The organism is Streptomyces atratus (assembly GCF_900119365.1).
GTDB classification, from domain to species: domain Bacteria; phylum Actinomycetota; class Actinomycetes; order Streptomycetales; family Streptomycetaceae; genus Streptomyces; species Streptomyces atratus_B.
Genome location: NZ_FPJO01000001.1, coordinates 342,093 through 356,386, shown reverse-complemented (window position 1 = coordinate 356,386; position 14,294 = coordinate 342,093). Strand labels below are relative to the sequence as shown.

Sequence of the window (14,294 nt, the reverse complement as noted above, 5' to 3'; positions counted from 1 at the left end):
ATCTAGAGTCCCTTGGTCTTGATGGTGATGGTGCTGCCCTCGGGGGCCTGCTCGCCGCCGTCGACGGACTGGCTCGCGATGGTGTCGCTGAAGGACAGGAACGGGCGGTCGACCTTGACCTCGAAGCCCGCGTCCTCCAGATCGCTCGTGGCCTCGTCGATGTCCTTGCCGGTGACGTCCGGGACGTCGATCATGCGCGGCCCGTCGGAGACCGTCAGCTCGACGGTGTCGCCCTCGGCGGCCTCGGTGCCCTCGCCCGGCGACTGCCGGGCGATGTCGCCCGCGTCCTCCGGGGAATTGACCCGGCCGGGCAGCGCCTTTGCCTTCAGCCCCTTCTCCTTCAGCGCGGCGGTGGCGTCCGCCACCGACAGCCCGGTGACATCGGGGACGTCCACCGGAGTGCCCTTGCTGACGACGAGAGCGATCGCCGAGTCCGGGTGGCGCTCGGTGCCCGCCACGGGGTCCGTACGGATCACGTCGCCCCGTACCGTCGCCTCGCTGAACTCCTTGGTGACCATCCCGGGCACCAGGCCGGCCTTCTTCAGCTCTGCCCTGGCGTCGGCGAGCGAGAGGTCCTGAAGATCGGGCACCTTCACGATCTCGGGGCCGCGCGAGACGACGAGCGTCACCGCGTCGTTGTCCCTGACGCGGGCGCCGGACTCCGGGTCGCTGCTGATGACCGTGCCGCGCTCCACGGTGTCGCTGTAGGACCGCTTGACGCCCTTGAGCTCCAGACCGGCGTCCGAGAGCCGCCGCTCGGCGTTCTGCTCGGTCTGGCCGAGCAGCGAGGGCACCCGGGTGAACTGCCCGGAGTTGATGTACCAGACACCGGTGCCGATCCCCAGTGCCAGCAGCACGGCGACGACCACGGCGATCACGGAGCTCCGCGGCCCGCGAAGGCCCCGGTCCGGCGCCGCGGTCCGCGGCGGCTGAGGCGGGGGCATCTCCAGCCGGCTGGTGTGGTGCGAGACGCCCTGGCCGGCCGGGAGCAGCCGCGGGATCACGCTGGTGCGGTCCTCGGCGGCGTCGTGCACCTCGGCGGTGGCCTGCGGCGGTACGGCGTCCAGCTGGGCGTCGGTGAGACCGGAGCGGGCCTCACGGGTCTCGGCGAGCAGCGCCACCGCGTCGAACGGGCGGAGCTCGGGGTCACGGGCGGTGGCGCTCGCCACCAGGTCGTCGAGCGCGGCCGGGAGCCCCGGGACGGTGGCCGACGGCGGCGGGACGGCCTCGTTGAGGTGCTGGTAGAGGACCTGGGCGGGGGTGTCGCCGCCGTGCGGCTTGGACCCGGTCAGCATCTCGTACAGGACGACGCCGCAGGCATACACATCGGTGCGGGTGTCCGCCGTGCCGTCCTCTATCTGCTCGGGGGCGAGATAGGAGACCGTGCCCAGGACGGACCCGGTGGTGCTGGTGACGGTGCCCACCGCCCGTACGAGCCCGAAGTCGGCGACCTTGACCCGGCCGTCGTCCCCTATCAGGACGTTCTCCGGCTTCATGTCGCGGTGCACGAAGCCCGCCCGGTGCGCCGCGCCCAGGGCGGCGAGGACCGGCTCCAGGATGTCCAGGGCGGCCCTCGGCTGGAGCGCCCCGCGATCGCGCAGCACGTCGCGCAGGGTGCAGCCCGCGACGTACTCCATCGCCAGGTAGACGTACTGCCCCTGGGCGCCCTGGTCGAAGACCGCGACCACATTGGGGTGCGCGAGCCGGGCCACGGACTTGGCCTCCCGGATGAAGCGCTCGACGAACGAGGCGTCGGTCGCCAGCGCCGGGTGCATCACCTTGAGGGCGAGCACCCGGTCCAGCCGGGTGTCCACGGCCCGGTAGACCGTGGCCATGCCGCCCACGGCGATGCGGGCATCGACGCGGTAGCGGCCGTCGAGCAGCTGCCCGACAAGAGGGTCCTGGAGGGTCGTATCCACGCAGCGAGTCTACGAGCCGCCACGGACACGGCCCACGGGCCGGGGCACTCCCGGGGCCGTACTGCAGCCGAGCCGTGACAGGGACACGCACTCCACGCCGTACCGGCGGCTCAGAAGGCCGGGCGCTCCGGGTCCAGCACCGCGCGCCCCTCCACCGGCGAGGACGCCTCGGCGAAGTGGCGGCGCGGAATCCGGCCGGCCCGGTACGCCAGCCGCCCGCCCTCCACCGCGTGGCGCATCGCCGAGGCCATCAGCTCGGGCTCCTGGGCCCGGGTCACCGCGGACGCCAGCATCACCGCCGAGCACCCCAGCTCCATCGCGAACGCCGCGTCGGAGGCCGTCCCGGCGCCCGCGTCGAGGATCACCGGCACCCGGGCCTGCTCGACGATCAGCCGGAAGTTGTGCGGATTGCGGATGCCGAGCCCGGAGCCGATGGGGGAGCCGAGCGGCATGACCGCCGCGCACCCCACGTCCTGGAGCCTGCGGGCCAGCACCGGGTCGTCATTGGTGTACGGCAGCACGGTGAAGCCGTCGTCCACCAGGATCTCCGCGGCGTCCAGCAGTTCGATCGGGTCGGGCAGCAGGGTCCGCTCGTCGGCCACCACTTCCAGCTTGATCCAGTCGGTGCCGAGCGCCTCGCGGGCCAGCCGGGCGGTCAGCACGGCCTCGCCCGCGGTGAAGCAGCCCGCCGTGTTCGGCAGCACGCGGATGGAGAGCCGCCGCAGGACGGAGAGCACCGAGCCCTGAACGGTCGGATCGAGGCGGCGCATCGCGACGGTGGTCAGCTCGGTGCCGGAGGCGGTCAGGGAGCGCTCCAGCACGTCGAGGCCGGCCGCCCCGCCCGTACCCATGATCAGCCGGGAGCAGAAGGTGGCGTCGCCGAGGGTGAAGAGGTCGTCCGGCATGGTTCAGCCTCCCTGGACCGCGGTCAGGACCTCGACGCGGTCGCCGTCCAGGAGTGCGGCGGCGGACCACTGGCCGCGCGGTACGACGGTCTCGTTGACGGCGGCCGCGACGCCGGAGCGCGCGGTGGTGAGCGTGGCGACGAGCGCCGCCAGGGTGGTGCCTGCGGCGAGGCGACGGACCTCGCCGTTCACGGACACGGAGAGGGCGGCGGCCTCGGAGAGCGGTGCGGGCTCGGTCATGCGGGCTGCTCCTGACGTACGGAGACGGCGGGGGACGGGAAACGGCGCGGAGTGAAGGGGCGGGCCGGCTCGGGCGGCTCGCCGCCGGTGAGGAGCTCGGCCATGACGTCACCGGTGATGGGGGTGAGCAGTACCCCGTTGCGGTGGTGGCCGGTGGCGAGGTGGAGGCCGGGCAGGGCGGTGGGGCCGAGCAGCGGGGCGTTGTCGGGGGAGGTGGGGCGCAGGCCGGCCAGGGTCTCGGTGAGCGGCAGCTCGGTGATGCCGGGCACCAGCTCGTGGGCGTCCCGCAGCAGCTCGTAGACGCCGCCCGCGGTGACGGTGGTGTCCCAGCCCGTCTCCTCGCTGGTGGCGCCGACGACCAGCTCGCCGTTCTCGCGCGGCACCAGATAGACATGACTGCCCCGGACCAGGGCCCGTACCGTCCGGCTCAGGAACGGTGCGTACGGCGCCGGCACGGTCAGCCGCAGCACCTGGCCCTTCACCGGCCGGACCGGCGGAACGGCCTCGTCCGGCACCCCCGCCAGCCGGCCGCTGAGGCTGCCCGCGGCGAGCACGACCTGGTCGGCCGCGAGCTCCGTACCCCCGGCGAGCACCGCCCCGGCGGCCCGGTCGCCCGCCACGCTCAGGCGCTCCACCCGGCCGCGGTGGAAGACCACCCCGGCCCGCTCGCAGGCGGTCAGCAGGGCGGCGGCCAGGCGGCGCGGATCGATCTGGTGGTCGCCGTCGACCCGCAGACCGCCCCGGACGCCCGGCGCGAGCATCGGCTCCAGACGGCGGCACTCACGGCCGGTGAGCCACTCCGATTCCAGCCCCGAACGCCGCTGCAGGGCGTGCAGGTCCCGCAGATGGGCGCGGTCGTCGGAGTCCAGCGCGACGGCCAGGGTGCCGCAGGCGCGGAAGCCGGTCTCCAGCCCGCTCGCCGCCTCCAGCTCGGCCGCGAAGGCCGGATATCGGGCGGCGGAGGCCAGATTGAGGCCCAGCAGCAACTGTTCGCCGTAGTGGAGTTCGGTGACGGCGGCCAGCATGCCGGCCGCCACCCGGGCGGCCCCGCCACCCGGTTCGGGATCGGCGACCGCGGTGCGCAGTCCGCGTTGAGCTGCCCGCCAGGCGGTCACCAGGCCGATGATCCCGCCCCCGATGACCAGGACATCGGATCCGTTTCCGTTCCGAGAAGAACGCATGGGCTTCCAGCCCCTCCCTTCGCCGGCATGACCCGGATCAGGTTCGTACGGTCGGAGGCCGCCCAGCCTCCCTCTCAGCCCGGTGCGTCCGGGCTCCCGCGAGTGCTTTACGTTGGCCACCCTAAACCCCGTCCCCCCCGGCCCAGTAAGGGAGCAGCCACCGTGGCCCGTTCGCTCGACGGACTCGTCCTGTCACCGGTGGCCGACCAGGCGCCCGGCCAGGTCGGCACCCGTACCCGCTTCACCTACCACGAGGAGGACGGCCGGATCTGGGCCGAGTACGCGGGCGGCGACGTGGTCCGCGGCCATCTCGTCGGCACCCGGACCGGCGACCTGCTCGACTTCCGGTACGTCCAGCTCAAGCAGGACGGAACGACGTCCTCCGGCCACTGTGTCTCCACCGTCGTCGACCTCGCGGACGGCCGGGTCCGGCTGGACGAGCGGTGGGAGTGGGAGTCGCAGGAGGGCAGCGGGACGAGCACGGTCGAGGAACTCGCCCTTTCCTGACGATCTGTCAGGTGCTTAAGGTGTAAGGGTGAGCGAGCAGCAGCAGTCAGAGCAGCCGGACCGGCGGACAGGAAGCCGTGTCGTCGTCGTCGGAGCGGGTATGGCCGGGGTGCAGACCGCGGTGGCCCTGCGCGAGCAGGGCTTCACCGGCCCCGTCACCCTGATCGGCGCCGAACCGCACCAGCCCTACGACCGGCCCCCGCTGTCCAAGGCGGTGCTGCTCGGCAAGGCTGAGGACTCCGCCTTCGACATCGACTTCGAGGCCTTGGAGATCGATCTGCAACTGGGCCGCGAGGTCACCGGCGTGCGCCCCGCGGCACATGAACTGGACACCCCTTCGGGCCCCGTTCCCTACGACGTCCTGGTGATCGCGACCGGCGCCGAACCCGTCGTCCTGCCCGGGGCCGGGGGCGTTCCCGGCGTCCACCTGCTGCGCACCCTCGACGACGCGGCACGGCTGCGGCCGGTCCTCGACGAGCAGCACGGCGTCGTGGTCGTCGGCGCGGGCTGGATCGGCGCCGAGTTCGCCACCGCGGCCCGCGCCGCCGGTTGCGCGGTCACCGTCGTCGAGGCCGCCGACCGGCCCCTCGCGGGCGCGATGCCCGCGGAGGTCGCCGCCCCGATGGCCGCCTGGTACGCGGAGACCGGCGCCGAACTCCTCACCGGCGCCCGGGTCGACCGCGTCGAGCCGGGCCGGGTGGTCCTCGCGGACGGCCGTACGGTCCCGGCCGGAGCGGTCGTCGTCGGAATCGGTGCCCGGCCCGCCACCGGCTGGCTGGCCGGCTCCGGCATCGAGCTCGGCCCCGACGGATCGGTGACCGCCGACGGGGCGCTGCGCACCTCGTTGCCGGATGTGTACGCGGTCGGCGACTGCGCCTCGTTCCCCTCCGCCCGGTACGGCGAACGCCTGCTCGTCCACCACTGGGACAACGCGCTCCAGGGCCCGCGCACCGCCGCCGCGAACATCATCGGGGCGCTCGCCGGGGACGGCGCGGCGCCGGTGGCCTACGACCCCGTGCCGTACTTCTGGTCCGAGCAGTTCGACCGGTTCGTGCAGTACGCGGGCCACCACGGGAGCGCCGACACCCTGCTGTGGCGCGGCGATCCGGCCGAGCCCGCCTGGTCGGTGTGCTGGCTGCGCGACGGTGTGCTGGTCGCGGTGCTCGCCGTCGGCCGGCCGCGCGATCTGGCGCAGGGGCGCAAGCTCATCGAGGCGGGGGCGCGGCTCGATCCGGCGCGGGCCGCCGACCCCTCCGTACCGCTGAAGTCGGCGATCCGTCAGTAGCGCGCCGGCGTGCGCGGGGAGTGTCCGGCATGCGGGCAACCTCTTGGACTGCGGCCGAAATTGGTGCACCGTACATCTTTTGGATCACTCACCCGTTCCCGAAGGAAGTGCATGTCCCGACACAGATGGATCCGCGCACTGCGCAGGATCTCCGTGGTCTCTGCCTCGATCGCCCTGGCCGGCGGCGCGCTCGCCGTCCCGGCGAACGCGGGCACCGCCCCGAAGCCCGGCTCCAATCCGGCCGTCGACTACCAGGACCCGGTCGACGCGCTGCCACCGGTCTCCCGGCCCGACACCGCGCACTGCGCGGTGACGGCCGTCGAGCACGACTTCGGCAACACCCTCGGCGGGCCGCCGTACACCACCACGCTCACCCCGCCCGACAAGTGCGAGGGCCCCTGGAACAAGGTCGTTCTCGACTGGTCGGCCAGTGTGAAGGGGCGTCAGTACGACCGTCTCGCCGCTGTGTTCGTGGGTGGTGCGGAGATCTTCCGCACCAGCACCGCCGAGCCCGACGAGGACGGCATCAGCTGGCACGTCGCCAAGGACATCACAGACTTCGCGCCGCTCCTCAAGGACCCGCAGAAGCTCCAGCTGGACCTCGGTAACGTTGTCAACGACACCTATACCGGTGTGTACAAGGTCAAGCTGACGATCACGTACTACCGGGCCGACAAGCACCACCCGGCCGCGCGGACCGCCGACCGGATCGTCCCCCTCGGCGACACCGGGTCCGCCGGTGCCCCCTGGATGAGCGTCGGCAAGGGCGGCTCCACCAGCACCGACGTCACCTTCCCGCGCAACCTGACCGCCGCGCGCCTCCAGGTGTACGCACGCGGCGGCGGCTGCGACGAGCAGTGGTTCGACGCGGTCCCCAGCGACCTCGCCGCCACCGCCCCGGACTACCTCTGCGGCGGCGGCCCCTACCGCGAGGTGCAGATCGCCGTGGACGGGCGGCCCGCGGGCCTCGCCCAGCCGTACCCCGTGGTCTACTCCGGCGGCATCGTGCCGACCCTGTGGCGGCCGGTCCCGGCCATCGACCAGTTCAGGACCGAGGCGTACGACATCGACCTGACCCCCTTCGCCGGTGAACTGGCCGACGGCAGGCCGCACGCCATCAGCATCACCCCGTACGGCGCGGCCGACACCTGGATCGTCGACGGTTCGCTCTTCCTGCGCACGGACGCGCACGCGGCCCGTACGAGCGGCAGGGTCACTGTCGACACGCTCACCGACGAGCCGGTGGTGAAGACCGTCCAGACCCCGCGCGGCGACGGCTCCACCCATGTCGCCGTGTCGACCGGGCGCTCCTGGAGGATCTCGGGCTACGTCCGGACCTCGAAGGGCCGGGTCACCACCACCGTCGAGCAGCGCTTCTCGTACACCAACGAGGACACGGTCTCCAGGACCGGTCAGCAGCAGACGATGCACCAGCGCGACCACGGCGCCACCACGGTGACGACCAGCACCGGCGGGCGCACCGAGGCCCGGCGGCACGCCTGGTCCTACCCCATCGACGTCGACATGGACATCCCGCTCTACGGCGACTACAACAACTACGAACTGAACGCCGCCGTCACCCAGCGCCGCGTGCTCCTCGACACCTCCAGGACGGCCTCCGGGCACGACTGGCGCACGGACGCGGTCACGGACGACACCGTGGACTCGACCGGCAACCTCGCCCGCGAGAACGGCGCAGTCCGGGCCGCCGACGGCGCGTCGTCCGAGACGTACCGGGGCACCACCGACACCGGGGCCTGTTACGCGCGCTCCCTGACGACCGCGCACGGCTGGGTCACCGGCGACCGGCGGAGCCACTGCCGGGTCCCCGACGTGGTCCGCGAGGCCCTGAAGGGCTGAGTCCGGGTATCGGCTGTCAGTGCGGGATGGCAGGCTTGTACCCGTGACCGAGATTGACGCAAAGATCGATGCTCTCGTCCCCGCCTGGCTCCACCTGCCCGACATCGCCGAAATGCTCGATGTCGAGGTGACGCGCGTGCGGCAGCTGGTCAAGGAGGGCCAGCTGATCGCCGTACGACGTGGTGAGAACCGGACGCTCCAGGTGCCTGCCGCCTTCATCGACGGCGACAAGGTGGTCAAGGGCCTCTCCGGCACCCTGACGCTCCTGAGGGACGACGGCTACAACGACGAAGAGATGCTGGAGTGGCTCTTCACCCCCGACCCGACCCTGCCGGGCACCCCTGCCCAGGCACTGAGCGAGAATCGTGGCACGGAGGTGAAGCGCCGCGCCCAGGCGCTCGCCGTCTGACCGCCGGCCGTAGGTGAGGGGCGGGCCGCGCGACACCGCGCGGCCCGCACCCCGCACCCCGCACCGCCCGGCGCAGGCCGCTCCACGACGCTCTCCCAGGGGGAACCGCACCATGCCCACGCCTCGCGCGCTGCTGTCCGATGCCCGGCTCTATCTGTGCACGGACGCCCGCAGGCGCCAGGGCGACCTCCCCGCGTTCCTCGACACCGTCCTCGCCTCCGGGGTGGACATCGTCCAGCTCCGCGACAAGGGCATGGAGGCGGCCGAGGAGCTCGACCACCTGGCCGTCCTCGCCGACGCGTGCCGGCGTCACGGCAAGCTCCTCGCGGTGAACGACCGGGCCGACGTCGCCCATGCCATCGGCTCCGACGTGCTCCACCTCGGCCAGGGGGACCTGCCAGTGCCCGCCGCCCGCGCCATCCTCGGCGAGGACGTGCTGATCGGCCGCTCCACCCACGCCCGGTCCGAGGTCGACGCGGCCGTCGCCGAGCCCGGCGTGGACTACTTCTGCACCGGTCCCTGCTGGCCCACCCCGACCAAGCCCGGACGGCACGCCCCGGGCCTGGACCTGGTGCGGTACGCCGCCTCGCTCGACCAGCCTCGCCCCTGGTTCGCCATCGGCGGGATCGACGCCGGCAATCTCGACGAGGTGCTGGACGCCGGAGCCCGCCGGGTCGTCGTCGTACGGGCGATCACCGAGGCCGCCGACCCGGCCGCCGCCACCGCCGAGCTGGCCGGAAGGATCCGGGCACGCACCGCGGCGTGATCCGGCCGTCCGGGGGCGGTATCAGGCCGACTGTCCGAAGGATGGACAAACAACCAGTCAATTCGGGCAATTCACGCTGGTCCGGTCCTTCGGCCGTCGCGCTCTGGTTAACCTGCCCGTATGGCCCTTGGCACACCATCCACCAGGACAGATCACGCGCATACGGTGCGTGAGCTTCTCGCGACCGGCAAGACCTCGTACTCGTTCGAGTTCTGGGCGCCCAAGACCGAGAAGGGTGAGCGGAACCTCTGGAACGCGCTGCGCCGGGTCGAGGCGGTGCGGCCGGGCTTCGTCTCCGTGACCTATGGGGCCGGTGGCTCCACCCGGGCCGGGACGGTGAAGGCCACCGAGCAGATCGCGGCCGACTCCACCCTCACGCCGGTCGCCCACCTCACGGCGGTCAACCACTCCGTCGCCGAGCTGCGCAACATGATCGGGCAGTACGCGGACGCCGGGATCCGGAACATCCTCGCCGTGCGCGGAGACCCGCCGGGCGACCCGATGGGCGAGTGGGTCGAGCACCCGCAGGGCGTGCGGTACGCGGCCGATCTCGTCCGGCTCATCAAGGAATCCGGCGATTTCTGTGTCGGCGTCGCGGCATTTCCCGAGATGCACCCGCGCTCGACCGACTGGGACACCGACATCCGGCATTTCGTGGACAAGTGCCGCGCCGGTGCCGACTATGCGATCACCCAGATGTTCTTCAATCCGGAGGACTATTTGCGTATGCGTGACCGCGTGGTCGCTGCGGGTTGCGAAACCCCGATCATTCCCGAGGTCATGCCGCTGACCAGCGTCAAACAGCTGGACAGGTTTGCGCAGCTCAGCAACGCGTCTTTCCCTTCGTCCCTGAAAGAACGCATCCTCGCCGCCAAGGACGATCCCGCCGCTGTACGCTCCATTGGTATCGACTTCGCAACGCAGTTCTGTGCGAGGCTGCGATCCGAGGGTGTGCCCGGACTGCACTTCATCACGCTCAACAACTCGACGGCGACGCTCGAAATCTACGAGAATCTCGGACTGCACAAGCAGTCGTGACCGGCCATACCCGCCGTGACCCGGGGCGGTGGCCGTAGGAGGGGGCGGGCATGGGCTGGACGGTCCTCTACATCGCGTTCGGAATCGTCGCGCTGTGGCTGCTCGGCGAGGTGCTCCTGCAGTACAAGGCGCGCCTTCGCTGGCGTCTGCTCGCCTTCGGCGGCTTCGGCTGTGTGGTCGTCGGCGTGCTGATTCCGTCGGTGTTCGTCATAGTCGTCGGCACGATCGCCTTCGCGACCGGCCAGACCTACGTCACGCTCTCCTTCCGGCGCGGCTTCTCCACCGGCTGGGCCATAGGGGGCAAGCCCGGTGCGAGCCGTCGTCGCCGGGGCGGCGGCGACCGGGAGGGCCGCGGGCCCACGCTCCAGGTGTCGGACCTGGAGATGGCGCCGCACGACGAGCAGGCCCCGCAGCGGGCCAACGCCGAGGCTCTGGCGGCCGCGGTCTACGAGCCCGAGCCGATGCCGGACGACACCGGGCAGTACGGCGTCTACTCCGACCACCACCGGTCGCAGCAGGGGGCGGGCCAGGCGGGGCAGCCCCAGCCGCAGTACGCCGCGCACGACCCGTACGCCGCCCCCGCCCCCGCCGCGTACGGGGCGGAGGGCCAGGATCCGTACGCCGGTCAGGACCCGCTCGCCGGGCAGTACGACTACGGCACCGAGCGGCAGCAGTACGCCGCGTACTCCGACCCGTACATCGGGACCGGCACCACCGGCGGTCCCGCTCAGTACGACGCGTACGACAGCCACGGCAACGGCTACGACAGCTTCGGCGGCCGGCAGCAGTACGACGCCGACCCGTACGCCCAGCAGTACGCCCCCGAGACGCCGCCGGGCGGTGTCTGGGTGCCTCAGCAGCGCGAGGGCGAGCAGTACCCGGTCGCCCCGCCGGAGCCGCCCGCGCGCCCCGCCCCGCACCCGAACGGCTACAACAACGGCAACGGCTACGACGAGCAGCAGTACCGCTACTGACGACGACGACGGTCGGTCGGCCGGGCCCGGCCGACGGCTCTCCCGGTCACTGGGAGCCCCGGAAGCCGTCGCCCTCCACGATCAGCCCGGCGACCAGCGCTCCCGACATGCCCGCGTGGGCGAGCCCGCCGCCCGGGTGCGACCAGCCGCCCGCGGCGTAGAGCCCCGGCAGCCGGGTGCGATTGCCCGGGTGCAGATGTGCGCCGCCCGCCCCGGCCAGCGCGGGCGCGGGCACCGAACCGCCCTCCGCGCCGGTGTCGGCGGCCGTCTCGGCCGGCGTCCGCACCTCGGCATGGAGCAGCCGCTCCCGTATCCCGGGCACGGCCGCGGCCGCCGCGTCGATCAGCGCATCGGCGCACTGCTCGCGCACCGCCGGGTCCGTCCAGTTCACCGCACCGTGCGGGGCGACCGTCGCCGTCAGCGTCACCGCCTCGTGCGCGTCGTCGGGACGGGTCGAGGGGTCGTCCGGGCGCAGCACCGTCACCGTGGGGTGCTCGGCGAGGCTTCCGCCGAACACCGCCTCGCGCTCCGCCGCGCCGTCCTGCGGATGCACCAGCGTCCGGTGCACGGCATACGCGGGCCGGGCGCCGCGCAACGAGAGCAGAACCAGGAAGCGCCCCGGCACCACCCCTTGTCCGGGCCGGGGCTGCACCGCCACGTCCCCGTCCTGCCACAGCTCCTGACCGGGCACCAGCTCCGGCCGCGGCCGGACCCCCAGCACCACATGGCCGGCCTCGGCGACCGTGCCGTCCACGAGCTCGACGCCCGACGCCCGGCCGTCCTTCTCGACGACCCGGGCGACCTCGGCGCCGAAGACGAACTTCACCTTCCGGGCCAGGCACCGCTCGTACACCGCCTGCGCCAGGGCCCGCATCCCGCCGGAGACGTACCAGCTGCCGAACGTCTCCTCCATGTACGGCAGCAGGGCCGCAGCCGCCGGTGCGCGCAGCGGATCGAGCCCGTACGACAGGGCGTATCCGTCGAGGAGCGCGGCCAGCCGGGGGTCCGCCAGCTCCCACGCGCCGACCTCCGAGACCGTGCCCGCCTGCCGGGCGGAGCGCAGCAGGCGGCGCTGCCGGAGCGCCGGATACGGATCACGGCCCAGCACCTGCCAGTCGGCGCGCAGCGGCTCCTCCAGGAGCGGACGCCGGGACCGGTCCCAGGCATCGCGCGCCCGGTCCAGGAACTCGCCCCAGGCCGCGCCCGCACCGCCGCCGAGCGCGCCGTCCAGCGCGGAGACGACTCCGGCACGTGAGGCGTTCGGCAGCGAGACCGCCGTGCCGTCGGCGAACAGATGACGGCTCGCCGGATCGACCTGTGTCATGGTGACGCACCGCTCCAGCGGCTCCTTGCCGGTCTTCACGAACAAGTCGCGGTAGACGGCGGGCAGATGCAGCAGCGCCGGGCCGGTGTCGAAGGCGAAGCCCTCATGGGCATACCGGCCGACCGAACCGCCGAAGGTCTCCGACCGCTCGTACACCGTCACCCGGTGGCCTGCCACGGCGAGCCGGGCGGCCGCCGCCATCGCGCCCATCCCGGCGCCGATCACCGCAATACGTGCCATGTCAGTGACCCTAGCGGCCACCACCGACAGTCACTCCGCCGGCCAGTGCGAACCCGTCCCGGCCAGGCGTTTCTCCTCCCGCCGCTGAGCCCTGCGGCGCAGGTAGCGGCGGATTCTGGAGGCCAGGAAGGCCACTGTGACGATGCCCAGCAGCAACAGCGTTCCCGCGATGACGGCGGCCACCACCGGATGGAATATCGCGAAGGTGACGATCCCGGCGACACCCAGGTCCTCCGCGATGCTCACCACGACATTGCTGAACGGTTCGGGGGAGGAGTTGACCGCCATTCTGGTGCCCGCCTTCACCAGATGGCTCATCAGCGCGGTGGAACCGCCCACCGCCGCGGCCGCGAGCTGCGGCAGCGAACCGCTCTCGCCGGCCAGCAGCGCGGCCACGACGGCACCGGCGACCGGCCTGATGACGGTGTGCACCGTGTCCCAGACCGAGTCCACGTACGGGATCTTGTCGGCCACCACCTCGCACAGGAAGAGAACGCCGGCCACGACGAGGACATCGGTGCGCTGCAGCGACGCGGGCACCTCGTCGGTCAGGCCGGTCGCACCGAAGACACCGAGCAGCAGGACCACCGCATAGGCGTTGATCCCGCTCGCCCAGCCGCTTGTGAACACCAGGGGAAGTACGGACACGGACGCGATCGTAACCAGATGGAGCAACGCCCGGGGCCCGGTCGGGTGCGCAGCCCTGAGTATCCGTACCTAGGCGACGAGATGAGTAGGTGCGCGGATGGGCTTCCACCTGTGCGGACGGGAGAGTGGAACGCACGGAGAGGGGCGCCTCCGCACCGCCGGCACGGGGCGGCGGAACGGTCGCGGCGCTCCCTCCGGATCGGGGGAGCACGAAGGAGAGCCCGGGGGATCACGGGGGACGAAGGTCACGGGGGAAGGCTCTCCGGCAGTACGGAAGACGCCGGTCCGGCGCAGGCTCGGGGGGATCGAGCCTCACCGGACCGGCGTTCTTTCTGCGCTGCCGGGCCCCGGTCCCGGACGGTCAGCGCCCGCTGACCCGCCCGTGCAGGAGCAACGAGAGCGCCGAGTGCACATCGTCGATCGAACGCTCCGGCTGGAACGCCTGCCAGTCCAGGGCCGCCACCAGCACCATGCCGACGAGTGCGGCGGCCGTCAGCGGGATGTCGATCTCCTCGCTGAGCTCACCGTTGCCCACACCCTCGCGCAGCACCCCCTCGACCACCGCGACGGCCTCCTGACGCACCACCAGGAGGGTTCCCTGCCAGGCCCGGTTGGTGCGCCACAGCTCCGCGACGTACAGCTGGGTGAAGGCCGGATAGCGGTCGATGAAGACCAGACCGGCCCGGATCATCGCGTCCAGGGCCTCGACCCGGGTGCCGCCGCGCTTCCCGGTCTCTTCGGCCGCGGTGCGCAGCGAGGCCGTGAGCAGGCCGACGCCGTGGCGCAGCAGCTCCTCGAAGAGCTCGGTCTTGCTCTTGAAGTTGTAGTAGACCGTGCCCTTGGCGACGCCGGCGCGCTCGGCGATCTCGTCCACCGTGGTCGCCGAGAAGCCCTTCTCGGCGATGAGGGTCACGGCCGCCTCGTAGAGCTTCTGCCGGGTGGCCCGGCGACGCGTGGTGCTACTGCTTTCCATGTCCCCGATTCTCACAGGTTCCGGC

The 14,294-nt window shown here is 72.4% G+C and carries 14 protein-coding genes and 1 riboswitch; of the genes, 7 read left to right on the top strand and 7 right to left on the bottom strand.

What is annotated here, in order from left to right; translation table 11 throughout:
• Positions 1 to 2: 2 nt before the first annotated feature.
• The 4 genes from pknB to thiO form a co-directional block, all read right to left on the bottom strand.
• A complete protein-coding gene (gene pknB, locus BT364_RS01660; RefSeq protein WP_072483242.1) occupies positions 3 to 1,919 on the bottom strand; it encodes a Stk1 family PASTA domain-containing Ser/Thr kinase in 1,917 nt (638 codons plus the stop codon).
• Between the two features lie 110 nt (positions 1,920 to 2,029).
• A complete protein-coding gene (locus BT364_RS01655) occupies positions 2,030 to 2,824 on the bottom strand; it encodes a thiazole synthase (protein WP_072483241.1) in 795 nt (264 codons plus the stop codon).
• Between the two features lie 3 nt (positions 2,825 to 2,827).
• Positions 2,828 to 3,064: a sulfur carrier protein ThiS gene (thiS, locus tag BT364_RS01650; RefSeq protein ID WP_072483240.1), complete on the bottom strand. Its 237-nt coding sequence runs from the start codon at positions 3,062 to 3,064 to the stop codon at positions 2,828 to 2,830.
• A complete protein-coding gene (thiO, locus tag BT364_RS01645) occupies positions 3,061 to 4,245 on the bottom strand; it encodes a glycine oxidase ThiO (RefSeq protein ID WP_072483239.1) in 1,185 nt (394 codons plus the stop codon). The genes thiS and thiO overlap by 4 nt, the downstream gene beginning before the upstream one ends.
• Positions 4,243 to 4,355, bottom strand: a riboswitch (TPP riboswitch). It overlaps the preceding gene by 3 nt.
• A gap of 52 nt (positions 4,356 to 4,407) precedes the next feature.
• Between thiO and BT364_RS01640 the strand changes: the two genes are divergently transcribed.
• The 7 genes from BT364_RS01640 to BT364_RS01610 all read left to right on the top strand — a co-directional run bounded on the left by BT364_RS01640 (position 4,408) and on the right by BT364_RS01610 (position 11,084).
• Positions 4,408 to 4,752 carry an avidin-fold protein gene (locus tag BT364_RS01640; RefSeq protein ID WP_072483238.1) on the top strand — a complete coding sequence of 115 codons (345 nt, stop codon included), beginning with the start codon at positions 4,408 to 4,410 and terminating at the stop codon, positions 4,750 to 4,752.
• A 28-nt stretch (positions 4,753 to 4,780) separates the two neighbouring features.
• Complete coding sequence (locus tag BT364_RS01635) at positions 4,781 to 6,037, top strand: NAD(P)/FAD-dependent oxidoreductase (RefSeq protein WP_072483237.1); 1,257 nt, start codon at positions 4,781 to 4,783, stop codon at positions 6,035 to 6,037.
• Between the two features lie 111 nt (positions 6,038 to 6,148).
• The gene (locus BT364_RS01630) at positions 6,149 to 7,897 is read left to right on the top strand and encodes a peptide-N4-asparagine amidase (RefSeq protein WP_072483236.1); all 1,749 of its coding nucleotides are present in this window, start codon (positions 6,149 to 6,151) and stop codon (positions 7,895 to 7,897) included.
• Between the two features lie 43 nt (positions 7,898 to 7,940).
• Positions 7,941 to 8,306, top strand: coding sequence for an Rv2175c family DNA-binding protein (locus BT364_RS01625; RefSeq protein WP_072483235.1), 366 nt, complete (start codon positions 7,941 to 7,943; stop codon positions 8,304 to 8,306).
• A gap of 112 nt (positions 8,307 to 8,418) precedes the next feature.
• Positions 8,419 to 9,072: a thiamine phosphate synthase gene (thiE, locus tag BT364_RS01620; RefSeq protein WP_072483234.1), complete on the top strand. Its 654-nt coding sequence runs from the start codon at positions 8,419 to 8,421 to the stop codon at positions 9,070 to 9,072.
• A gap of 120 nt (positions 9,073 to 9,192) precedes the next feature.
• Positions 9,193 to 10,110 (top strand): methylenetetrahydrofolate reductase [NAD(P)H], encoded by a 918-nt coding sequence (gene metF, locus BT364_RS01615; protein ID WP_072483233.1) that lies wholly within the window; start codon positions 9,193 to 9,195, stop codon positions 10,108 to 10,110.
• 50 nt (positions 10,111 to 10,160) lie between these two features.
• Positions 10,161 to 11,084, top strand: coding sequence for a hypothetical protein (locus BT364_RS01610; protein ID WP_072483232.1), 924 nt, complete (start codon positions 10,161 to 10,163; stop codon positions 11,082 to 11,084).
• A gap of 46 nt (positions 11,085 to 11,130) precedes the next feature.
• Here BT364_RS01610 and BT364_RS01605 read toward each other — a convergent pair whose 3' ends face one another.
• The 3 genes from BT364_RS01605 to BT364_RS01595 all read right to left on the bottom strand — a co-directional run bounded on the left by BT364_RS01605 (position 11,131) and on the right by BT364_RS01595 (position 14,269).
• Positions 11,131 to 12,648, bottom strand: a complete 1,518-nt coding sequence (locus tag BT364_RS01605) for a phytoene desaturase family protein (RefSeq protein ID WP_256259552.1) — start codon at positions 12,646 to 12,648, stop codon at positions 11,131 to 11,133.
• A 30-nt stretch (positions 12,649 to 12,678) separates the two neighbouring features.
• On the bottom strand, positions 12,679 to 13,296 hold the full coding sequence (locus tag BT364_RS01600) for a DUF4126 domain-containing protein (protein ID WP_072483671.1): 618 nt from the start codon (positions 13,294 to 13,296) through the stop codon (positions 12,679 to 12,681).
• A gap of 361 nt (positions 13,297 to 13,657) precedes the next feature.
• Positions 13,658 to 14,269 carry a TetR/AcrR family transcriptional regulator gene (locus tag BT364_RS01595; RefSeq protein WP_072483231.1) on the bottom strand — a complete coding sequence of 204 codons (612 nt, stop codon included), beginning with the start codon at positions 14,267 to 14,269 and terminating at the stop codon, positions 13,658 to 13,660.
• Between the last annotated feature and the right edge of the window lie 25 nt (positions 14,270 to 14,294).